This is a genomic window from Actinobaculum sp. 313, from assembly GCF_003073475.1.
Taxonomy (GTDB): domain Bacteria; phylum Actinomycetota; class Actinomycetes; order Actinomycetales; family Actinomycetaceae; genus Asp313.
The window spans coordinates 2349359-2370765 of record NZ_CP029033.1 but is presented as its reverse complement, the minus strand read 5'-3'; the positions used below and the strand labels follow the sequence as shown (position 1 = coordinate 2370765).

General features: G+C 60.3%; 18 protein-coding genes and 1 tRNA gene. 11 read left to right on the top strand and 8 right to left on the bottom strand.

Translation table 11 applies throughout. From position 1 onward, the window contains the following. Positions 1-24: 24 nt before the first annotated feature. Together DDD63_RS10205 and DDD63_RS10200 are read left to right on the top strand one after the other, a co-directional pair. Positions 25-1914, top strand: a complete 1890-nt coding sequence (locus DDD63_RS10205) for an alpha-amylase family protein (RefSeq protein ID WP_108716277.1) — start codon at positions 25-27, stop codon at positions 1912-1914. A gap of 121 nt (positions 1915-2035) precedes the next feature. Continuing rightward, positions 2036-2491 (top strand): DNA starvation/stationary phase protection protein, encoded by a 456-nt coding sequence (locus DDD63_RS10200; RefSeq protein WP_108716276.1) that lies wholly within the window; start codon positions 2036-2038, stop codon positions 2489-2491. A 429-nt stretch (positions 2492-2920) separates the two neighbouring features. Here DDD63_RS10200 and DDD63_RS10195 read toward each other — a convergent pair whose 3' ends face one another. The 3 genes from DDD63_RS10195 to DDD63_RS10185 form a co-directional block, all read right to left on the bottom strand. Continuing rightward, positions 2921-3514: a DUF6301 family protein gene (locus DDD63_RS10195; protein ID WP_240611260.1), complete on the bottom strand. Its 594-nt coding sequence runs from the start codon at positions 3512-3514 to the stop codon at positions 2921-2923. 230 nt (positions 3515-3744) lie between these two features. Then, on the bottom strand, positions 3745-5700 hold the full coding sequence (locus tag DDD63_RS10190) for an FAD-dependent oxidoreductase (RefSeq protein ID WP_108716275.1): 1956 nt from the start codon (positions 5698-5700) through the stop codon (positions 3745-3747). A gap of 212 nt (positions 5701-5912) precedes the next feature. After that, positions 5913-5988 (bottom strand) — tRNA-Lys (locus DDD63_RS10185). A gap of 443 nt (positions 5989-6431) precedes the next feature. Here DDD63_RS10185 and DDD63_RS10180 point away from each other — a divergent pair. Together DDD63_RS10180 and DDD63_RS10175 are read left to right on the top strand one after the other, a co-directional pair. Beyond that, a complete protein-coding gene (locus DDD63_RS10180; protein ID WP_108716274.1) occupies positions 6432-7061 on the top strand; it encodes a hypothetical protein in 630 nt (209 codons plus the stop codon). Beyond that, complete coding sequence (locus DDD63_RS10175; protein WP_108716273.1) at positions 7058-8191, top strand: GNAT family N-acetyltransferase; 1134 nt, start codon at positions 7058-7060, stop codon at positions 8189-8191. The genes DDD63_RS10180 and DDD63_RS10175 overlap by 4 nt, the downstream gene beginning before the upstream one ends. Positions 8192-8396: 205 nt before the next feature. Here the strand turns inward: DDD63_RS10175 and DDD63_RS10170 are convergent, their stop codons facing one another. Genes DDD63_RS10170 through DDD63_RS10160 form a run of 3 tightly spaced genes read right to left on the bottom strand, consistent with a single transcriptional unit; the run spans position 8397 to position 10767 of the window. After that, entirely contained in the window at positions 8397-9362 is a 966-nt protein-coding gene (locus tag DDD63_RS10170; protein WP_108716272.1) for a hypothetical protein, read from the bottom strand. Beyond that, entirely contained in the window at positions 9359-10063 is a 705-nt protein-coding gene (locus DDD63_RS10165; protein ID WP_108716271.1) for a hypothetical protein, read from the bottom strand. Before DDD63_RS10165 ends, DDD63_RS10170 begins: the two co-directional genes overlap by 4 nt. Beyond that, positions 9997-10767 (bottom strand): hypothetical protein, encoded by a 771-nt coding sequence (locus DDD63_RS10160; RefSeq protein WP_108716270.1) that lies wholly within the window; start codon positions 10765-10767, stop codon positions 9997-9999. The genes DDD63_RS10165 and DDD63_RS10160 overlap by 67 nt, the downstream gene beginning before the upstream one ends. 456 nt (positions 10768-11223) lie before the next feature. On the opposite strand from DDD63_RS10160, the gene DDD63_RS10155 reads away from it, so the two are divergent. The 3 genes from DDD63_RS10155 to DDD63_RS10145 all read left to right on the top strand — a co-directional run bounded on the left by DDD63_RS10155 (position 11224) and on the right by DDD63_RS10145 (position 15446). Further along, entirely contained in the window at positions 11224-14076 is a 2853-nt protein-coding gene (locus DDD63_RS10155) for an RNA degradosome polyphosphate kinase (RefSeq protein ID WP_108716736.1), read from the top strand. A gap of 201 nt (positions 14077-14277) precedes the next feature. Continuing rightward, entirely contained in the window at positions 14278-15024 is a 747-nt protein-coding gene (locus DDD63_RS10150; protein ID WP_108716269.1) for an NUDIX domain-containing protein, read from the top strand. Then, positions 14991-15446 (top strand): hypothetical protein, encoded by a 456-nt coding sequence (locus tag DDD63_RS10145; RefSeq protein ID WP_108716268.1) that lies wholly within the window; start codon positions 14991-14993, stop codon positions 15444-15446. Before DDD63_RS10150 ends, DDD63_RS10145 begins: the two co-directional genes overlap by 34 nt. A 200-nt stretch (positions 15447-15646) precedes the next feature. Here the strand turns inward: DDD63_RS10145 and DDD63_RS10140 are convergent, their stop codons facing one another. Both DDD63_RS10140 and DDD63_RS10135 read right to left on the bottom strand, forming a co-directional pair. Further along, positions 15647-16648: an inorganic phosphate transporter gene (locus DDD63_RS10140; RefSeq protein WP_108716267.1), complete on the bottom strand. Its 1002-nt coding sequence runs from the start codon at positions 16646-16648 to the stop codon at positions 15647-15649. Between the two features lie 3 nt (positions 16649-16651). Then, positions 16652-17275, bottom strand: coding sequence for a DUF47 family protein (locus DDD63_RS10135; protein WP_108716266.1), 624 nt, complete (start codon positions 17273-17275; stop codon positions 16652-16654). Between the two features lie 671 nt (positions 17276-17946). On the opposite strand from DDD63_RS10135, the gene DDD63_RS10130 reads away from it, so the two are divergent. The 4 genes from DDD63_RS10130 to DDD63_RS10115 all read left to right on the top strand — a co-directional run bounded on the left by DDD63_RS10130 (position 17947) and on the right by DDD63_RS10115 (position 21376). Then, positions 17947-18483, top strand: coding sequence for a hypothetical protein (locus DDD63_RS10130; RefSeq protein WP_125482508.1), 537 nt, complete (start codon positions 17947-17949; stop codon positions 18481-18483). Positions 18484-18833: 350 nt separating this feature from the next. Continuing rightward, complete coding sequence (locus DDD63_RS10125; RefSeq protein WP_108716264.1) at positions 18834-19409, top strand: FABP family protein; 576 nt, start codon at positions 18834-18836, stop codon at positions 19407-19409. After that, positions 19402-20562: a glycine cleavage T C-terminal barrel domain-containing protein gene (locus tag DDD63_RS10120; protein WP_108716263.1), complete on the top strand. Its 1161-nt coding sequence runs from the start codon at positions 19402-19404 to the stop codon at positions 20560-20562. Before DDD63_RS10125 ends, DDD63_RS10120 begins: the two co-directional genes overlap by 8 nt. A gap of 439 nt (positions 20563-21001) precedes the next feature. After that, positions 21002-21376 carry a DUF2516 family protein gene (locus tag DDD63_RS10115; protein ID WP_108716262.1) on the top strand — a complete coding sequence of 125 codons (375 nt, stop codon included), beginning with the start codon at positions 21002-21004 and terminating at the stop codon, positions 21374-21376. The last annotated feature ends 31 nt before the right edge of the window (positions 21377-21407 follow it).

The window sequence follows — 21407 nt, the reverse complement described above, 5'->3', positions numbered from 1 at the left end:
AAACGACTCCACGGAGGAATAACAATGCCACTGGACGCAGCAGGCCGCCAGAGTTTCGAACTGCGGTGGGAGCGCTATTCGCCGCAGATCCGCGCGGCGCTTACACACCTGTATCCGGGACGCGAACGTGAAGTCGAGGAGCGGCTATGTGCGCTGCTTCTCGCTGCGTTCAAGGCGCGTAGCCCAGAGTTGCGGCGCCTCGATGAAGAACGCCTGCTGCGTCCAGATTGGCTACAACTTCCGGAGATGATCGGCTACGTGTGCTACGCTGATCGCTTCGCTGGGAATCTGGCAGGCATCGCCGATCGAGTCGACTACTTGACCGATCTCGGCGTGCGTTATCTGCATGTTATGCCCTTCCTCCGTCCGCGAGAAGGCGCGAACGACGGCGGCTATGCGGTGCAGGACTACCGCAGTGTTCGCCCTGACCTAGGCACGATGGACGATCTGGAAGAACTTGCCACGGTGTTGCGGGAGCATCGGATCAGTCTGGAAATGGATCTCGTGCTCAACCATGTGGCGAAGGAACATGAGTGGGCGCAATGCGCTCGAGCCGGGGAGCAGAAGTACCGCGACTACTTCCTCATGTTCCCGGACAGGAAGGTTCCCGATGAGTACGAGAAGACTTTGCCGGAAATCTTCCCCGACTTCGCCCCCGGCAACTTTACGTGGAACGACGACGCCGCGGCGTGGGTGTGGACCACGTTCAATGATTACCAGTGGGACCTGAACTGGGCCAACCCGGACGTCCTTTGCGAGTTTGTTGACCTCATCTGCTGGCTGGCGAATAAGGGCGTGGAAGTCTTCCGGCTCGATGCCATCGCCTTCACCTGGAAGCGGCTGGGGACAACCTCGCAGAACCAGCCGGAGGTGCATGATCTGACCCAGGCGATGCGTGCCTGCCTGCGGATTGCCGCGCCTGCGGTGGCCTTCAAGGCCGAGGCGATTGTGGCTCCGGAGGATCTGATGGCCTACCTGGGACGTGGGGAACACTACGGTTTGGTTTCCGACATGGCCTACCACAACGAGCTGATGGTGCAGTTGTGGAACTGTGTGGCAACCGGGGAGGCCGATATGGCGCAGGCGGCGCTCGCGGCGATGCCGTCGAAGCCGCCGTCGGCTACATGGGCCACCTACGTGCGGTGCCATGACGATATCGGCTGGGCAATCTCCGACGCCGACGCCGCGGCGGTCGGCGTGTCTGGTTTCGATCACCGGGCGTTTCTTTCGGATTTCTATTCGGGAGAGTTTCCCGATTCCTTCGCGCGCGGCTTGGTGTTCCAAGCGAATCAGGCAACAGGGGATCGACGTATCAGTGGCAGTTGCGCTAGCCTGGCAGGTCTCGAAATCGCTTTGGAGCGAAATGATGGCAAGGGTATTGATGCGGCGATAGCCCGCATTATCCTCATGCATGCAGTCATGTTCGGGTACGGCGGTGTGCCGCTGCTGTATATGGGTGACGAAATCGGGCTTCTCAACGATATGGACTACGCTCGTGATCCTGCCCATGCCGAGGATAACCGCTGGGCGCATCGCCCCTTCATGGACTGGGATATGGTCGATAAACTGCCGAATGAGCCCTTACATCCCGCGCGGAGGATCAATGAAGGCATCCGCCATCTGATTGATGTGCGCGTAAAGACGCCGCAGCTGCATGCCTCCATTCCCAGTGAGGTTGTGGAGAGTCCCGATTCGCGCCTGCTGATCTTTGAGCGTTTGCATCCGTTGGGCACGCTGGTGGAAGTCTACAACTTCTCGAACCAGACCGTTCGCCTGCATCACGGGGTACTGACGTACCGGTTGGGATACGACGCACAGGAGCTTATCGGCAATAACAGCTACGATCTGCGCCCGGCGACCATCGATATCGCACCGTACCAGCCCGCGTGGTTCATCCGCGCCGATAGGTCTTAGCTCATAGTGAAGGCCTCTCGAATTCTCCGCGAGATGGACTATATTGGAATTAGTCCATAAAGGGCTGGCGGTTAGCATGTACCGGAACACCCGGGAGACCGTCCGGAAAGGAGCAGAAGAGATGGCGCAGAACACTTCCAAGTCCAACACGGTAGAGAAGGCCCTTCAGCAGGCCCTGGTTGACCTTACTGATCTGGCCCTGCTGGGCAAGCAGGCTCATTGGAACATCCAAGGTTCGCGTTTCCGCGCGTTGCACCTTGCATTGGATGAGATCGTGGAGCAGGTGCGCGATGATTCCGATGAGGTGGCAGAGCGTCTTGCCGCCATTGGCGGAACCCCCGATGCTCGCGCCGCGATTGTCTCCGCACAGTCCGGTGTGAAGCAGTTTGATGCCGGCGTGCTCAGCGTTGATGATGTGTACGAGCAGTTCGAGGAAATGCTGCTTGGCGTATCCGACCGGATCAAGGCCACCCTCGACGATGTCGACGAGGTGGACCATCTCTCTAACGATCTGTTGATCGGTGTGGCAGCAGGTCTGGAGAAGCAGGCCTGGATGCTTCGATCCGCGACGAAGTAGGTGCCTCGCGTCGGTGTTCTGGCGTAGGAAACCACGCCGCCGTGTGGGCGGCAGAATTGCCGACAAACTGAGATTCAAACCGCGGGTCCACCACTGCCTTCTGGCGGGCGGTGGGCCCGGGTATTTCGGCACAACAACTAGCTACCGCAAAGGATCAATGATCTGTGGGAACTGCCCGGACGTGGGTGTCGTAACTGGTTGAGTGGTTTCGGGAGCTGCTTAGTAAGGGTGCCAAAACCGATAAGCATGGATGGCAGCTTGCCATGCGCGCTAAGCAGCGCCCGTGCACTAAGCAGTGTCCGCGCGCTGGACACCTTACTGGATTGGCGGGGTGAAATATGGTGTTGAAGGCTGCTGACCTCGTCGTGAACATCCCTGGCCAACAGTCCCCAAACCTGGGATGATGCGGCGTGCCCGACGAGCCGAGGATCACCACTCATCCTCGGGAAGCTCGTCGTCGTTCTCGTCGAATATCTCGAAGTACTCTGCCTCGGCTGCCGCCGCAGCGACGGCGTTGGGGGAGTCGATATTGACGCGAAGAAGCCAGCCAGACTTACCGATTTGCACGGTGGCGGTGCTGGGTAGCTGCCAGGTGACGGATCGTGCTTCGCCTTCGTCGTTCCATTCGGTGATTCCCTTGCCGTAAAACGCACTCAGCGCCCCCACGTACTGGTCGAAAGCTGATCGCGCCACCGCTTCGACCAACGGTTCAAACTCCAGCGCGATCCGGGAGGATAGGTTGAAGGCGAAGGAGTCGACCATGCCGCGGATTGCGATGGCGGACGCGTCCTTTTCTCCCGTGCCGTGATTGGTGGTGAAGAGTGTCGCTTTCGACGGTGAGGATACCCAACCAAGTTCATCTCGCAGTTGCAGGGCGTGGTCGGTGCTGAGCGGCCAATCGTGTTCGAGCCATAAGCGGATGACTCGAATGCCTACCGGTATGGGTACGATTCGGTATAACGTGCCGTCGGGTAAAGGCATCTGCATGAATTTGCTGTCGTGCGCTGCGGGGGTTTGCGACATGGCAGCTAGATTAGCATGTCCGCTATGCCGCCGTGACTTCGATGTTGGCTGGCCAGGTGTCCACAGGTGCCCGCGAGGGCGCTGGTTGAGTGGGCAGGCAAAAGCCCCCTTTGCGGCTCCGCGGCCGCGAGTAGTGCCTGGACGTGTGCCCACCGCCTTTGGGTGTTCGCCCGCACTACCCGCGGCCCGGCGCCTAGGATCGCGGCGATTCGGCCGGTTTCACCGCTGGATTACAGTGCTAAGGCGAGTTCGTAGGCGTCATTAATGGCGTCTCCGACCTTGCGGGGGTTCACACAGTCGCCTACCGTGTGCACGGTGGCGCCGCTAGCAGTCAGCGCCGCTCCGAGTTCGGTGGCGGGTTTCAGGCCGAAGGCAGTGATGATGCTGTCGGCTTGGATGATCCTGCTTCCGGCTGCGTCTGTTACTCGAACACCCTCTGGCAGGATCTCCTGCACCGAGGTGCCGGTGAGAACCTCGACGTTGTGCACCGCCAGATCGCGCAGCAGACTCGTGCGGTTGAGCATGAGCATGTCACTGGCGATGGCATCGGTCATCTCGACGATTGTGACTGCATGCCCCTGCTGGGCGAGTTCGAGCGCGGCATCGGCGCCGGAGAGTCCGCCGCCACAAATCAGCACCCGATCACCCACCGGTGCGCCCAGATGGAAATCGAGTACATCAATTGGAGTTGCATCAGTGGCAATGGCGACTGCTGCGGGAATGAATGGATGGGACCCGGCGGCGACGACGATTTCGTCGACGTCGCTGAGCACGGGATCGTCGGCCGTGACCTCGTGCCTGAGGTGGAGGGTTACGCCGTCGATTTGCTCGAGTTGGTGCTCCCACCAGGTGATCATCTTGAAAAGCTCACGTTTGAAGTTGGGGGTGGCGGCGGGGCGCAGCACGCCTCCGACGGCGTCGCCCTTCTCGTAGACGTCAACTGTGTGTCCGCGCAGGCCGGCCACACGGGCAAATTCGAGCCCGGCCGGGCCAGCGCCAACCACCGCAATTCTCTTGGGGGTCCGCGCCATGTGTTCGGAAATAACCCGGGTGGCCTCGTGCCCGACCTCGGGGTTGACCGCACAGCCGATCGCTTGTCCAAAGAACGCGTTGCCCGTGCAGAGCTGGTTACAGCGAATGCAGGGGCGAATGTCCTCCGGTCGGTTCTCGCGTAGCTTGAGGACGATGTCGGGGTCGGCAATAAGGCCGCGACCGATGGCGATGAGGTCCGCCTTACCTTCGGCAATGAGTCTTTCGCCGATCTCCGGAGTGATATTGCCGCATGCGGCCACGGGAATGGACACGACGTCCTTTACCCTCGCGGCGGCTTCCACCATCGGCGCGTCCCCCAAATAGTAGGGCGGGAACACGTAGTCCATGGCCTCGTAGGAGCCGTCGTCGCACAGAATCATGTCGAGTCCACCGGCTTCCAGCGCGCGTACCAAATCCTGGGTCTCCTCCCAGGTTCGGCCGCCCTCGAAACGGTGGTTGACGGAGATACGGAAGGAAATGATGCGCCCGGGTGCGTTTTCCTTGGCGGCCTGGATACACTCGACGGCGAAACGTGCGCGATTCTCGGCGCTGCCGCCGTACTCATCTGTCCGCCGATTCCATACCGAACTCATGAACTGGTCAATCAGGTACCCGGTGTGGCCGTGTATATCGATAACGTCAAATCCGGCCTCGTAGCCGCGATGTGCAGCCTCGCCAACTCTACGAATAATCAACTTGATCTCTTCGGTTGTCAGCGGACGGCAGCGGCGGGTCGGGTCGAAGAAGTAGGTGTTGTCGGAAGAGGACACCGGTTCCATGCCGAAGGCGTCATAGTTCTGATTGTTGCGGCCTAATCCGGGTGTGAGTTGGAGGGCGGCTAGCCCACCTGCGGCATGAACGGCGTCGGCGATTCCCTTCAGGCCCGCAGTGTGCTCGTCGGTATCGGCACGAGCCAACCCGGGCTGAACTGGTTCGAGGTCGGACTGTACGAAATTGATGCCGGTCATGGTCAGTGCGGTGCCGCCACGGGCACGGGCGCCGTAGTACTCGGCTTCTATTTCCGTGGATTTGCCATCCTCGGTGCCCATTTCTGTGCCCATAGGCGGGAGGATGATGCGATTGGGGAAGGTGATTCCCGCGATTGTGATCGGGGAGAGTATGTGGTCAAAGCGTGACAAAACTGGCGTTGACATGAGGGAACTCCTTCGTCCTATGTGTTTTGCGTGTAGAACCAGCCTACGTAGGGGGAACGCGCGCAGGATGCATAGGCGTCCGGGAAGATACTTATACGCAGGAAATCGCGTGAAATTGGTTTCGAGTTCCGAAGTGGCTGCAAAACTAACCTTGTGTGCTGGCAGACGGCGGGCGTGGCGGGTTGTCGTGGCGTGATCATGCTGTTTTCTGGTGGTAGGCCCACAGGGACTCGAACCCTGAACCCACGGATTAAAAGTCCGGTGCTCTGCCAATTGAGCTATAGGCCCGCAAGTAGTTTACCCGTCCGGCGCCGATTAGGCACATCGAGTGACGTGAGGAGCACGGTGGGAGGCGCCGACTGTGCGCGGGTTAGGACGGCTATGCGTGCCGTGCGGCGTACGGACGTCGCTGGGAGGTCCCGACTGTGCGCGGCTGGACGGCGGGTGTGACCTGCGGGGTAAGTGAATATGCGGGATATGAGAGTATGCGGGATGCGCGAGTATGCGGGCCGGGAGAAATCGGGGGTGATTCGTCAGATGGGTGTGACCTGCGGGAGATGCGAGTATGCGGGATACGAGAGGCCGTCGCGCGGACTTCGATGCAGTGTTCTGATTTGCTCGCCATGGCCCCTGATCTGCGGGAGAATAGTCTCGTCCAGACGGGCACAGCCGCCAGAGCTGTCACGACGCCAATGGTCCACTCAACCGGCGGCGATAATGAGGAGGATGCTATGACCAAGAAGCCGAGACGCCCCGCACAGCTCGATGCGGATCAGATTGAGGCGATTGAAGGCGAGGCCGACGTCGCCTACAACTCGGAGCTTGCCCACACCTCGGCGCAGGCATTAGTACCCATGGGACGGCATCACAGCGGTGAGGACCCCGAGACCTTCAAGCGGATTCTGGCCCTGGTTGACGAGGAAGGCGTCGACGTTATCGCCGAGTCATGGATTCGTTCTCCGGAAAACACCCTGCCGGGGATTCTATGGCGCGGTTACCTGCTGCGCGAGTGGATTCGGCGTGAGGGTGCTGAGGTCAACCGTCGCTACGAGGCTTCGGCGGAGGTGCTGCGCCGCCAGGGGGCGGACGGCGAGCAGAAGATCGCCATGACCCCGAAGCCAGGAACTGTGCGCCAGGAGTGGGATTCGGTTCTTGCGGGTACGTATGAAGGTGATTTCGCAGAGGTACTGAAAGACTCTGCGCGTCTGACAGACTTCCTCGGCGAGGTTGATCCGGTGTGGATCGGTACCGGTGACCACCCGCTGGCCACCGATGTGACGCGGCGCGACCGCGCGATGTTGCTTACATCGGCCGAGTTTCGGGCGGCGGGCAAGCTAGCCGCGGATGGAATGCTCGAATGAGAGTGCGCGGGCCGTTTCCTGCGGCGGGATGGAAGGATGCCCTGGCAGCGATCAACCGGCAGTGTGAGCAGGTGGATGGCTTCGCTCCCTTCGATGAGCAGACCGTGCTTGATGTGGCTGCCGGGGCTCTGGATTCGCACATATGGGTGATCGACGACGGCGACGCGGCGGACGCGGTCTCTGACCTTCGCGGGGCTTATGAGGGCGATGGTACGCAGAAGGCGGAGCAGCGGCGCGAGAATGCCCCGGATACGGAAGGGCACGAGAAGCGGGCGACGGAGAGTGTGTCGGCCCTGGCCGGGGCTCCACTCGAGGTGGCGGGGCTGGCGCATCTCGGGCGTGCCGGCACGGTCGAGCTGGCGGTGCGCCCTGATGCCCGACGTCGGGGGTACGGCCGGGTGTTGGCGAGGAAGGTACATGCGGATCTCTTCGAGCGCGACTCGAAGACTCGTGGTGTGGATCCCCGTGCCGAGAACGCCGTGGCGGGCGCCTGGGCGCACGGCGATCTTCCTGCCGCCGCCAGGTTGGCGAGTGAGTTCGATCTGACCGTGCGTCGTGCTTTGCTTGTTTTGCAGCGCGAGATAGCGGCTGGCGAGGAGGAAGGCGACGGGGGCGGTAGTTCTGGCGCGGGTGCCTTTGGCGACGGCGCGGGTGCCGCTCCGACTCGTGAAACTGTTGATGAAGATCTCGCGACGGGTGGATTCCGTCTGCGAACGCTTGATCCGCGTGCGGATCTAGAGGCGTTCACGGCGTTGAATGCCGCCGCCTTTGCATCGCATCCCGAACAGGGGCAACTGACTGAGGCGGACATGCGTCAGCGGTTTGAACAGTCATGGTTTGATCCAGACCTTTGCCTGCTGGCCGTGGCCGATGGTGGCGAACTGCAAGGTTTTATTTGGTTCAAGCCGGAGGAAGTTCCTTCCGAGTATGAGTTGTACGTGCTCGGAGTGGCGCCGTCGGCGCAGGGGCATGGTGTGGGCGCGGCGTTGACCACAGCGGGACTGCGGCTTATTGCCGGGCGTGGTGCACGCCTGGTGCGTCTTTATGCGGACGCCGATAACACCGCTGCCGTATCGCTCTATCAGCGGATGGGTTTCGCCACGGCGCAGCGCCATGTGCTGTACGGATGAGATGGTGACCCACAGCCGGAGTGGTGGTGGCGCATACGATGTGCTCAGCGTCCCTCCGGTTAGGTGTTGAACCGCCGTATTCGCCTTACGTGGCGCGGGATAGCTCCGGGCGGTCCCTCCGGCCAGCCGGTGACCTGCTGCTAGATGTCTGCGCGGTAGGTCGAAGCGTGGGGCGATACGCCGTCGGGCCGACGCGGCGCGGGGATCACTCACTGTCCTCGCACTGTTCCGGCACATCGACTCCGAAGAAGTGCCTTGTGCGGCGTTTGGACGAGAAGAGCAGTAGGCAGGAGACTCCGCACAAGAAGCTGAGTAGGTATGGTGTGGCTAGGGTTGGCTTCAGTCCTTCGAGGTGTGAGAGGATACCGGTTCCTGGTGTTGCGTCTGCGATGACTGTGTAGTTCATGACTGCATATACGGACACGACGGCGTACAGGAGGGCGGCAACCGCGAGGACCGCCGCGCGTGACTTCCAATCCCGCTGTGGGCCGAACCGTAGCAGGACGGCGATCCAGATAGGGGTGATGGTGAAGATAGCGGCCCAGATACGGTAGGTGGGCGAGTCTGCGAGGTGTCCGCTGGCGAAGACGGCTACGGCGAGTGCTGCGGAGAGGAAGGCGATGAAGATCAGTGCATGGCTGCCGAACCGCTTGCCCCAATGGTGAAAGTCCTGTGCTCCTGCCCTGTTTTCTGCTTGCTGTCGGGCTTTTGGTTCGGGAGTTGGGCCGAAGTATTTGTCGGGTTTACGGCCGAAGGCTACGTTGAGATAAAAGAAGAAGGCACATACAAGACCGGGTACAGTGGGGGCTACTAAAACTTTGCTGATTCCCCGTTTTAGAGTTGAGTTTTCGGTTGCGAGAAGTTCGGAATAGACATCAGAGTAGTGAAGAAGGATGAACACTACGGTGGAGATGTAGAGGACGAGGGCAACACCTTCAATGATTGCTCGTGCTTTCCACTTCATCGGATCTCGAAATAGGAGCGGTGCACAGAGCCATCCTCCGGTAATGGCAAAAGACACGGTCCAGACCGTGTCCTTGTAGCTTCCGGGGACATTCCCTCTGACGAGACCTAAAGCGGTGAATGATGCGAAGGCCACAACCAGTAGCGCGAGTACCATGCGACCTCGACGGGTTTGGCGTTGCTGGTTGCTTTGCTTGTCCGTTGTCATCTGCCGCTCCGTGGTTCGGTGCGACTCGGCAAGGCTCCGCCGTCGGAGCCTTCAGCCCTAGCGCGAACATCGGCAATCTGTTGTTTCAACTCAGTGGTCTGTTCGGCGGAGAATTGGAGCCTCTTGCTCATCCACGATGAATTCATCAGATCACGGACTGACCGTTCGTCGCGAAAGATACTGTCAATCATGCGCCGAGTCTCCGGCGGTGCCTCAGCGCGTAACGCCCGCAGGGATTCGCGGAGCAATTGATCCCCAGGACTGCCAATGGGAAATGTTGAGAGCAGTCGGACAGGCCTGTTCGAACGGTTGTCCACGAGGCATCCTTCCGAGAAAGTGGGAATGTAAACGGTACTGGTATCAGGAGACACCTGCAACCGGCCGAGGGACGTGGCGCATAGGCCGGTGAATCCAATGACGAGGGACCACGTCGCGTTCAGAGTACTTATGAGAGCTCTGGCTGCCTGTATCAGTTCGTAGCCCGCGTATCCTGCACCGCCGAGACCAAGGAGTTGCCCGACGATGGGTACAGGTAGCGTCACAGCTGCGGCAGCAGCCAGGAAGAGTATTCCCCAGTCCGCAAGAGCTTGAAGTCCACTGGCAAGAGAAGCTGCCAGGTTGTAGATTCCAATCGCTATGCTCTGGTAAGTTGCCGAGAGTTTGCGTAACTCCTCGGCAATATCGGAGAATGACTGCGACATCTTGCCAAAGGACGTCGCAGCAGTATCAGCTGCTCCCCCTCCCACTCGGAGGCGGTGTCGCTCCATGTATTCGTCGATTCCGAGGCAAGCGCGGAAAAGTAGTCCGCCAAGTGACCAAGTCCATTTCCGGCTCGCGACACAGCCTCCCAGTCTCCTGCTATTGCACCTGGGATCGCGTCGAACGGGTTGTGCTCGCCTTCACCGAGGATGAAGTCCAAGATGATATCTGCTCCTTCTCCAAGCCAGAAGGACGGAGAAATGACATTTCCGACCATTCCCATGGAACTGAACACATCGGCGAAAGTGGTCTCTGCCACAGCTGGTGGCAAGCAGCCTGTAACTGGTGTACTCGGTGTTGACTTCGCTGTGTTTACATCGGCTGAAGTGTACTTGCCATCAAACAGTGTGATTACGTTCTGGTCACTGTTCTCGTAGTGACGGCGGCACTCGTCTACTGCATCCGCTCCGCCACGCAGTGCCTTCTCTGCGTCCGTTTCACACTGCGAAACCGCGTCCGTTACCTGCTGCGCGTAGCCGATAATGTCAGACATGACGTAGCCGAGTGATCCGCTATTCGGGACTACGATGTTGTCTCTGATATACGAACGTGCATTGGGTGATGATTGCGTCGTCGTATCCGCTAAGTTGTGATAGATCGCGGACAAATGATCGAGTGCATCGAAATCAACGGTGATCGTGGACATCGTAACCTCCATATCCGGGTGAGTCAGACCATATGGATGCAGTATAGCTGCTATGGAATTTCCGTTCATCTTGTCGCTTTGAGCTGCGGAAATGCCTTGAGGTGTGCAGTTTGGCGGGTATGGGCGCAGCGGCATGCTACACCGCAGCTGCGGAAATGCCCTGAGGTGTGCGGTTTGGTGGGAAAAACCGCAGCTCTGACCTCGGCCGCGTGACACAGAACCGTGCGAGGCGCAGATCCGGGAGGAGGGTTGCCCTGCCTGTCGTCCCAGGGCTCAAGAAGTGGAGGGTTTTTCAAGAAAGTGCGTGATTTTTCCTCCATTTCTCGCCAAACCCTCCACTTCTTCGAAAGGGGTGGGCGCAGACCTTCCTCGGATGCCGCCTCCGACCCCCGACGGTAAGCGCAACTCGCGAAATGGGGGTGTAAAGGACCGGCGGTAAATGGGATGATGGTCTTTATGAACGAAGAGCCAACGCTGCCGGAGACGTCAACGGATTCAACCGCGGGGAACGCGCCCTCCGAATGGACCGCTACGGACGTCGTCGATCATGCATCGAGTGATCCTGCCGATCAGTCGCCAGGTACCGACTCGGCGTCAGACGTGGATCCGGCATCGGGGCAGGAGCGCCACGAGTTGCCGCAACCTGTTGAGGGCGATGTGAATGCTGTTGGCGATCTTGCCGGAGGGTATGACGCCGATGCGAGCGCCGCAGGCGATACCACGGAAGGGCAAGCCGATACCAATGCCGTCGAGACGAACGGTGAAGGTGACGTTCCCGGCACCACTGGCGGGGACGGTGGTTCCTCCAGCGCCGGCGGTGAGCGCGTCGACGGCGCCGCAGGTGAGCCACGCGAGATTCACACGGCCCGTGAGCCTCACGATGCCAACGAGGTCGGCGCGGCCGGCGAGGTCGGCAAGAACGATGTGGTTGGCAATGACACTCCGGCTGACGACGCCCCTGAGAGCCCCGGCGACGTCGACGAGCAAGAGACTGGCGATCTCGGCGGCGAAGACGAGGAAGAGGATGACGATGAAGACATCATCGTCGTCGACGAAGAAGAACGCCTAGCGGAACGGGCCCGCGCCAAGGCACGCATGCGTCTCGGCTCACCGGTATCCACCACATCGCTTGTGGAAATGGCAAAGCAGGCACGCGACGAAGCCAAAAAGGCTTCGCGTTCACTGGACCAGTCCACCCTGCCGGACGGACGCTTCGCGGATCGAGAGCTTTCCTGGCTTGCATTCAACGAGCGTGTACTGGAGCAGGCCGAGGAACAGAGTCTTCAGATCCTTGAGCGCGCCTGGTTCCTGGCGATTTTCGCGTCGAACCTGGACGAGTTCTACATGGTCCGTGTTGCGGGTTTGAAGCGCCGCATCGCCACCGGTATGGCGGTTACGGCGGCGTCGGGTATGACTCCGCGGCAGGTGTTGGACGGCATCACCGAGCGTACCCACGAACTAATGGCGCGGCACGCGAAGGTGTTCGCCGAGGATGTGCAGCCGAAGCTCGCCCGTGAGGGCATCGATATCTTGCACTGGCACGACCTGCGGGAAGGGGAGCGCGACCGGCTGCGCAAGTTCTTCAAGAAGCAGATCTTCCCGGTACTCACACCGCTCGCGGTGGACCCGGCGCACCCCTTCCCCTACATTTCGGGGCTGTCGCTGAACCTCGCCGTCGTCGTGCGTAATCCGAGAACGGGGAAGAACCTGTTTGCGCGCGTGAAGGTACCGCCACTTCTACCACGATTCATTGCGGTGGATTCCGAGGGCCGGGCCTACCGTCCCGAAGATGTTCCCATCGATGCCGAGGGGCGGACTAAGTATGTGCCGCTGGAAGAAGTGATCGGCGCCCACCTCGAGCAGCTCTTCCCCGGTATGGAAGTCGTCGAGTACTACACCTTCCGTGTTACTCGCAATGAGGATATGGAAGTCGAAGAGGACGACGCCGAAAACCTGCTTACCGCACTGGAACGCGAGTTGATGCGACGACGCTTTGGCCCGGCGGTGCGTTTGGAGGTTGAAGAAGGTATCTCGGATTACGTGCTGCAGCTGTTGGTGCGGGAACTTGGCATTCGGCAGGAGGATGTGTATCGCTTGCCTGCACCGCTGGATCTGACGGGTCTGAATGTCATCCATGACCTGGACCGACCCAACCTCAAGTACCCGAAGTACGTGCCCGTCACGCCATTCGGACTGGCAGAGGTCGAATCGGCAAAGCCGACGGACTTCTTTGAGGCAATCCGTAGCCATGACATTCTGCTACACCACCCGTACGATGCGTTCTCAACCTCCGTGCAGCAGTTCATTGCGCAGGCAGCCAGTGATCCGAAGGTACTGGCAATTAAGCAGACGCTCTACCGCACATCGGGGGATTCACCGATTATCGATTCGCTGATCCAGGCGGCGCAGGCGGGTAAACAGGTGCTGGCCCTGGTGGAGATCAAGGCCCGCTTCGATGAGCAGGCCAATATCGAATGGGCACGGAAACTGGAGCATGCCGGTGTCCACGTCGTATATGGGATTGTCGGATTGAAGACGCACTGCAAGCTCTGCCTGGTAGTGCGTCTGGAAGAAGACGGTCTGCGGCGCTACTGTCACATCGGCACCGGCAACTACAATCCGAAGACTGCGCGCGGTTATGAGGATCTTGGCCTGCTGACATGTGATCGCGACGTCGGCCAGGACCTCACCCGACTGTTCAATCAGTTGTCCGGCTACGCGCCACGCAACAAGTACCACCGACTGTTGGTGGCTCCCACCGGTATTCGCTCCGGCCTAATTAAGCGAATCGAGCGGGAGATCGCGAACAAGAAGAAGGGGAAAGATGCCTGGATCAAGCTCAAGACGAACTCCCTCGTGGATGAGAAAACGATCGATGCGCTGTATCGGGCCAGTCAGGCGGGCGTACCGGTTGATATCCAGGTGCGCGGCATATGTGCGCTGCGCGCGGGCATTCCGGGGCTCTCCGATAACATTCGGGTGCGTTCAATTCTCGGCCGATTCCTCGAGCACTCGCGCATTTACGCGTTCTGTAACGACGGCGACTCGGACGTATTCATCGGCTCGGCGGATCTGATGCATCGCAATCTCGACCGACGTATTGAAGCGCTGGTCAAGATTACCGATCCCGCGATGATTGACACTCTAGTGGAGCTGGTTGACGTAGCCTGTGCGGATACCACGCGCTCGTGGCATCTTGAGCCCGACGGGTGGGTGCGGCATACCAAGAGTCCGAAGGGTAGGCGCCTGCAGGATATTCAGGATTTGTTGATGCGGCAGGCGCGCTCGCATGTCGCCGCAGGGAAGTGATGGGACCGTTGCCAGGACCTTATGAAGGTGCGACGACGGGGCGGTCTCGCCCGCCGCGCGGGCGCCCCTACCCGGTAAGCGAACTCGAGTTGATGTTCTACTTCGGCCCGAGGCTGACCTGATTGGGATGAAGAATATCAGGATGGGTGCCTCTCGGCCGTGCTCTGTTAGTACTTGGCATGCGGAGGAGTGGAGGACGGCATGACCTCTCGAAGGCAAGCCGATGTGCTGGCTGCCGGGGGTATCGTGTGGCGGCTGGGCCCATACGGTCTGGAAGTGCTGCTCGTTTACCGTCCCTCCTATCGTGACTGGGCATTCCCCAAGGGGAAAGTCAAAGTTGGAGAGGACTGCCGCGCCGCCGCCATTCGCGAGATCGCCGAGGAAACGGGCGTGCCGGTGGGGCTGCGGCAACCCGCGGGCAGTGTTTCTTATGTGTTGCGGGATGGGCGGCGAAAGGAAGTCCGGTACTGGGTTGCAGTTCCGCTTCCGGCCAACCATCCGGCATTGCGGTGCCGCCCACCGGTCAAGCCGGCTCGCGCACGCGAGATCGGCGCCTCGCGCTGGTTTCAACTGAAACAGGCTCTCGCCCTCCTCAGTATGCCCAATGACCGAGAAGTGTTACGACGCGCAGTAGCCGACGGCGAGACCACGACCGCGATTGCAAGCCGACCGGTTCTGCTGGTCCGGCATGCACAGGCGCGCAAACGTTCCGCCTGGCCGGATGGCGAAGAGACGCGGCCACTGACCATACGCGGGAAGAAACAAAGCCGGGCTCTTGCCAGTCAACTCTCTTGGTACGGAGCCGATGCGCTGGTGTCATCCTCATGGGAGCGATGCATGGCAACCCTGCGTCCGTACGCTAAATCGGCTCGGCTCCCCTCCAAGAGCACCCGGAGCTTACGGAGAAGGGGTATATGGAGGACGAGGCGTCGTTCCTGGCCACTGTGACCGGGTTGTTGCACGCTCGCGTGGGGAGCGCAGCGTTGCTGGACCTAGCCGCTCTGGATGCTCCAGCTGGGCCCGACCACCGTGACGCCACGGCTTTGACTGCGCCCGACCACCGTGACATCACAGCTGCGGCCTGTATCAACGAACGTGGTCTCGACGTCGATGACGGTGCGGCAAGAACCTGGCCGCAGGCAGAGACGCCAACCGTGGCCATATGCCTGCACAGGCCAACTCTGCCCGGCGTGATGGAAATGGTTGGTGTTATGAGTCCACCGTCTATTCGCTCGCAACTGCCGACGGAGGATCCCTATCTCAAACCGGGTGAGATACTCGTCGTGCACACAAGCCTCCCGGTGTCGCAGTGTGAGGTTCTAGCGCTGGCAGTTGAGCGATTCCGCCCGCCGGAGGGCGACGAGCTCTAGCGGGCTCGAACCTGGAGGGCGCGAAGCGCAGGAGGACGGCCGAGGCCTGGCGAGAAACTAGGCCCGGTCCAGAAACGAGGACACGACTCGAAAGTAACCGCGGGAACAAACCAGGTCCGGTTCGGGAGCGGACACCAGACGGATGCAAGCCCCGGCTGGAAACCAAACCCCGATGAGAAACCGTGTCCTGACTGTCCCGACTACAAAGCGATGAGCCGCATGAGCGCCGTCGCCGCGCCTCCCACAAGTCCGGCGCATGGCAGAGTGAAGATCCAGGCAGCCACGATATTTCCCGCAACACCCCAGCGCACGGCGGAGCGCCGCTTCGTCGCACCCACTCCCATGATTGCGCAGGTAATGGTGTGTGTGGTCGAGATAGGAGCGTGCCACAGGAATGCGGTGCCGTACAGCACGGTTGCCGCGATACCTTCGGCGACAAAGCCCCGGGCGGGATCCAGATCGATGATCTTCTGTCCGAGGGTCTTCATAATGCGCCAGCCACCGCTGTAAGTGCCAGCTGAGATGGCCGCCGCAGCAACAAGCTTGACCCATAGTGGGATACTCATGTCGTGGTGGTATCCGCCGGCCACCAGCGCCATAACGACCACGCCCATGGTTTTCTGGGCATCCTGCAAGCCATGTCCCAGTGCCATGGCGGCAGCCGATGCTGTTTGGGCGTGCCGGAAGTGATGCATCGTGCTGCGGTAGGGGGCATTAGCCAGCAGACGCAGTACCATTTTCATTAGCACAAACGCGACAATGAAGCCGACCGCAGGGGAGAGAATCATCGGAATGATGACCTTGTCGAAGATGACACTCCAGTGCACAGTTGTAGCCGAGGCGACGCCGGCACCGGCGAGAGCTCCGATGAGTGCGTGCGATGACGAGGACGGCAGCCCGAACCACCAGGTGATGAGGTTCCACGTCACTGCACCTATTAGCGCGCCAAAGACGACTAACAGGCCGTCAGTTCCAACCGCTGGATCTATGATTCCACTGCCAATTGTTTCGGCGACGCCGGTGCCGAGTAAGGCGCCAATGAAGTTCATGATGGCGGCCATGGTTAGCGCGGCGCGTGGGGAGAGTGCGCGCGTCGCCACGGAGGTGGCAATAGCGTTGGCGGCGTCGTGGAAACCGTTGGTGAAGTCGAAAACCATGCATACGAGCAGAATGATGCAGACTAGAATAAGTGTGCCGCTCAAAGGTCAGGACTCCTTGATGGCAATTGTTTCGACGACGGCGGAGAGTTCCTCAAAGGAATCGATGGCGTTCTCCATGGCGTCGAGCACGAGTTTAACTTTCATTACCTCGAGCGCGTCCGTGCCACCTTCGAACAGGTCGGCCATCATGGCGCGGTACACTTGGTCGCCCTCGTTCTCTAGTTGGTTAACCTGCACCCAGTAGTCGCGAGTTGTCTTGTCAATGCTCGCGAGCTTTCCCATGGCCTCGTGGGTTAGCTGGGCACATTCGCGCAGGATCGCCACCTGCAGATTGACACCATCAGGCAGAGCACTGGGCTTGAAGAGAATGAGATCGTCGCCCGCCTCATCCATCAGGTCAACGCATGTATCCGTCACGGATGTCAGGTCATAGAGATCTTCCCGGTCGAACGGAAGTACAAAGGACTGGTTCACTTTTTTGAGCACGGTGTGGCAGGCGTCATCAGCGCGGTGCTCTACTTCGTGCAGTTTGGTGTTGAGGTCAGTCCTGTCCTGCGGGTCGGCAGCAATAATTTGCCCGAGCAGGTCGGCAGCCTCAATGAGGTGCTGTGATTGAGTGGTCAGCAACTCGAACAAAGAGTCCGACTTCGAGAACTTTCTGAGCGCCACACGATCTCCTTGTAAACAGGTGCCACCCGATGGACGGCATTCCAATAGCAGGATAGGGCATACCGTGCGTGTTTTCTCAACACGCTCGAGTCTTGTCTAGCCATGCCGAGATAAGACTAGCGCTCCTGGAAGGGGTACGGGCAAATACACGGCAGAAATAGGCCACAAATTCGGAGAACACGGACACTGGTGAGGCCAGAAACCCAAGTGAGGGAGTGACTCCGAAGTGTCACTCCCTCACTGTGAAGGGAGCACCGAACCCGATAGCGCCAGTCGGCGCGAAAGCCGCTCGAAGCGGCAATAGTTGGAGCCCGGGGCTTTCGCGATCCGGTGCCGTAGCATCAGCATAGCAGTAAGAGCGGTGCGTGTCGCGTGCTTTTATGATCACATTTCGATTACATGACGATGGGTCCATGTGGAAGGGAATGGAGGGGTGCAGCGGGTGCAGGAAAGGCGTCGGTTTCCAGCGGCTCAGTTCCCGGGAGCTTGTGCATGCCCGCTACCGCGCCCTTGAGTACTTACCGCGCCCCGGATTGTCACCGCGTCCCGGATTGTCACCGCGTCCCGGAGTCCTCACCGTGCTCTGAACCCTCACCGCACCCCCGGACTGTCACCGCTTGTGGGAGTTCAGCTAGAACCAGCCTCTGGAGTTCAACGGCAGAGGGTGACTCGTGAGAGAATGCCGGGGTGAGGAAGAAGCTTCTACCTATCAGGGCAGAGGAGAACGAACCTTCGGTCGCCCCCGCGCGGTTCGTGCGGTCGCCGCCGTGGCGGGCGCGGGGGCATTGGCGCTAGGAGCATGGGCGACGATGCGTTTATCGGAGGAGTTCGAGCCACTTCCGGCAGTTATTCCCAGCTATGAGCCGCATGTTGCCGCTGTGAGTCTCGCCGGTGTGAGTGTTGTGTTTCTTCCCGTCGTCGCCGTGGTTCTTCTGGCTTTTGGTGTCATCACATGGGGCTGGCCACGTTTGCTCTCGCTTCCGCATATCGCATCGGCACGCGCGACGATGCTGTTCGTGGCTGTGTGTGGAGCGGTTTGTGCAATGTGTGGTCACCCGATCCACGTTGCATACGTTGCCGCAATGGCGATCCCGGCGGTTTACGTGGCGCAGATGCTGCGCCGCGACGGGCGATCTGACCTCGCCGCGCAGGTTTCGGGCACGTATACGGGGCTCTTATTGGACTGTGTGGCTGCCTGTGGGTCGTGACGGCGCGCACGCCGGGCGGAGGGGAACTGCTTCTTATCGGGGCTGCGGCTATTGCCGCGGGATCGATTCCATTTTTTCTCGTGCCTAGCCCGTGGCGATATATGTGTGTGTTGCTGTGTGCGGCAGGAGGTGGGATTGCTGTGACCTACGCTATGCCAGGTGTTAGCTGGTGGCCGTGCGCCATTCTTACGGTCGGGTACACGGTCCTGTGTTGGGGTCTGAGCCAGGTGATTAGGCTTCTCGAAACCGCTGGTCGGGGCGGGCCCGCGGTGACATTCGTTCTTGTACCGCATTCCGCTCTGGGCGTTCTCGGATACGCGAGTGCGCTGCTTGTGCTTTAGCCTTGAGGTATGGTCTTCCAGATTCCGGAGAATGTGGCGCCCGAGTGTTACCCGATGGCGTGGCTAATCGGCCGTTGGTGCGGCGCGGGTGTCCTCGAGTACCAGGGCATTGATGCTGCCGGTTACCTTCATGAGGTCTCGATAGATAACGACGACGGCGGCCCGTACTTGCGGGTTAACTCCCGTGTCTGGCTGATCGCTGAACCCGCGGGCGCCGTCGACAAGGAGATGCCCGGACTGGACGGGTATGCGTCTCTGACAAAGGAACGTCTCTGGAGTTCGTTGGCGGGCTATCTGCGCGCGACGCCGGGGATGGATAAGCGCGACGGTGCCACGATGTTGGAGGGACTGACGGCCTCACCGGCCGGGTATGCTATGACGTGGGCGGGCCTGATCAAGGGTCCGCAGTTACAGATGCAGGCCGACGCCATTGCCACCACGCCCACCGCGGTTGAGCAGACGGGCGGTCGGATAATGGCCGGTCTGGTCGAATCGGATTTGTTCCTCGCGTACGATATGGCGGCCTTCGGGCACGAGATGAGTAGTTATATGGCGGGCAGACTCTCGCGTGTGACCGATGAGTGACATCGACGCCATGGCGAGCAGAAGCAGGGTGGAGAATGCCCTACAGAGTCCGCTGCTTTCCCTACCGGATGCGGTGTCGGCGACGGGAGTAGATGCCGGTGTAGCGCTGCATTATGGCGCGCCAATTCCTGAGCAGCGCGCACTGCAAAGTGGACGTGCATTTACCGACCTCTCTCATCTGGATGTCGTTACCGTCAGTGGCCCGGATCGTCTTAGTTGGCTGCATTCCTTGACGAGTCAGGCGTTGGTGGATCGCAAGCCGGGAGAATCGACCGAGCTATTGCTGCTCGACCCAGATGGTCATATCGAAACGGCGGCGGCGTTCTTCGACGACGGCGCGACCTCCTGGCTTATCGCCGATGGCGGCCATGGGGCGCAACTAGTATGTTTCCTGGATTCCATGCGCTTCATGCTGCGTGTTGAGGTGGAGCGGCGCGACGACGTTGCCGTATTGGGCGGCTTTGGCGAGGCAATTGGTGCGCTGGCAGCGCGGGCAATCGTGACAAGCCTTCCCCTGGTGTGGCGCGACCCCTGGCCACGCACCGCAGTGGGTGGCGCGACATACGGCCCGTTTGACGCAGAGCATCGGGCGGCGGGCCGCGAATGTGTTATGGCGCTTGTACCAGGTGACGAATTACCTGGTATCGCACGAGAACTTGGTGAAGTTGGTTTCCGCCCTGCCGGAATTGCAGCCTGGGAAGCTGCGCGCGTCACGGCGTGGCGACCGCGGCCTGCCACAGAGATCGTGCCGCGGGTATTGCCGCATGAACTTGACTGGTTACGCACTGCGGTCCACCTCGACAAGGGCTGTTACCGCGGGCAGGAAACCATTGCGAAGGTAGTGAATCTGGGGAGGCCGCCTCGACGGCTCGTCATGCTGTACCTGGAAGGGCCGCCCGGTGAGTTGCCTCGACACTGCGACGACGTTGTAGCGGGAGGCCGCGTGGTCGGTACCGTTACCAGTGCCGTGAGCGATGGTGAGGAGGGGCCGGTGGCGCTCGCTCTGGTACGGCGCAACCTGCCAACTGAGGCCGTCGTCGAAATTGGTGATTTCCGGGCGGCCCAGGAAGTAATCGTCACGCCGAGCGGAAAATCCAGTGTGTCTCCGGAGCGCCGACCCGGCGCCGAACTGCGCAGGCGTGATCAGCTCTGATATGCACGGATTTTCGTAGTGCGCCCATGCGATAGCAATGGCATAGCCGGGAAACGGTGCGGAAAGTCGGAAATCCTGCGCCATTCTCTGCCGACATGTTCAGTCGGCTAGATTTTGGTTAGATATTGGACAGGTCTGTGTGGCCCGGTAGTTTACAGGCTGTTGAGCAGGCGGGGCACTAGTTCTGATGTGGCTGCGGCCTATCGGTGCCGATGCGGCACGAGGGAATACAACGGTCGGGCGAAAGCGGAGCTGGTGTTGAATGCCGAGACGTGGCACACAGGAATACGACGGTGGATGTCGGGAACTGTGGCTGCGGATGATGTGCGGGATGGATATACTGCGAGGGCAGTACATGCCGTGGCGTCGGTGCATATCGATGCAGACCCGTAGAGGAACTCGTCGCAGCACGTCGCTGGGGTGTGCTGTGTAGGCGTGAGTGTTCTCATGCTTCTATGTTAGGGAGGGGAGGTGGGCCGCCGTGCTGGGGTGGACACTATATGGCCTTATAAACTGGGCGATTGCGCTTTTTGTAGCGTCTCTTGCGGTGTGGGCGCTTGTGGATTGCTTGGGCCGGTCGGCGGGCGATTTTACGTTCGCACGGCGATCAAAGGACTTTTGGACCGTTGTGCTGGTCCTAGCAGTGGTGCTCAGTTTGAGCTTCGTTGTGCCATTCATATACCTGCCGTTCCGGGGATTTCTCTCTCTGCTCGCCATCATCGCCGTTGTCTACTACCTCGGCCCGGAGCGGCAGCGCATGGGACCGCGACGGCCTGGCGGCGAGCGCCCGCGTTCAAATCGTGGAGGCTGGTGAGAACCGAGCGCTGTGGTATTGGTGCGTGCCG

What these genes read in the sequence shown, in the direction of transcription:
- DDD63_RS10205 (WP_108716277.1), top strand. Translation starts at nt 25, where the DNA reads ATGCCACTGGACGCAGCAGGCCGCCAGAGTTTCGAACTGCGGTGGGAG.
- DDD63_RS10200 (WP_108716276.1), top strand. Translation starts at nt 2,036, where the DNA reads ATGGCGCAGAACACTTCCAAGTCCAACACGGTAGAGAAGGCCCTTCAG.
- DDD63_RS10195 (WP_240611260.1), bottom strand. Translation starts at nt 3,514, where the DNA reads ATGTCGCAAACCCCCGCAGCGCACGACAGCAAATTCATGCAGATGCCT.
- DDD63_RS10190 (WP_108716275.1), bottom strand. Translation starts at nt 5,700, where the DNA reads ATGTCAACGCCAGTTTTGTCACGCTTTGACCACATACTCTCCCCGATC.
- DDD63_RS10180 (WP_108716274.1), top strand. Translation starts at nt 6,432, where the DNA reads ATGACCAAGAAGCCGAGACGCCCCGCACAGCTCGATGCGGATCAGATT.
- DDD63_RS10175 (WP_108716273.1), top strand. Translation starts at nt 7,058, where the DNA reads ATGAGAGTGCGCGGGCCGTTTCCTGCGGCGGGATGGAAGGATGCCCTG.
- DDD63_RS10170 (WP_108716272.1), bottom strand. Translation starts at nt 9,362, where the DNA reads ATGACAACGGACAAGCAAAGCAACCAGCAACGCCAAACCCGTCGAGGT.
- DDD63_RS10165 (WP_108716271.1), bottom strand. Translation starts at nt 10,063, where the DNA reads ATGTCGCAGTCATTCTCCGATATTGCCGAGGAGTTACGCAAACTCTCG.
- DDD63_RS10160 (WP_108716270.1), bottom strand. Translation starts at nt 10,767, where the DNA reads ATGTCCACGATCACCGTTGATTTCGATGCACTCGATCATTTGTCCGCG.
- DDD63_RS10155 (WP_108716736.1), top strand. Translation starts at nt 11,224, where the DNA reads ATGAACGAAGAGCCAACGCTGCCGGAGACGTCAACGGATTCAACCGCG.
- DDD63_RS10150 (WP_108716269.1), top strand. Translation starts at nt 14,278, where the DNA reads ATGACCTCTCGAAGGCAAGCCGATGTGCTGGCTGCCGGGGGTATCGTG.
- DDD63_RS10145 (WP_108716268.1), top strand. Translation starts at nt 14,991, where the DNA reads ATGGAGGACGAGGCGTCGTTCCTGGCCACTGTGACCGGGTTGTTGCAC.
- DDD63_RS10125 (WP_108716264.1), top strand. Translation starts at nt 18,834, where the DNA reads ATGGTCTTCCAGATTCCGGAGAATGTGGCGCCCGAGTGTTACCCGATG.
- DDD63_RS10120 (WP_108716263.1), top strand. Translation starts at nt 19,402, where the DNA reads ATGAGTGACATCGACGCCATGGCGAGCAGAAGCAGGGTGGAGAATGCC.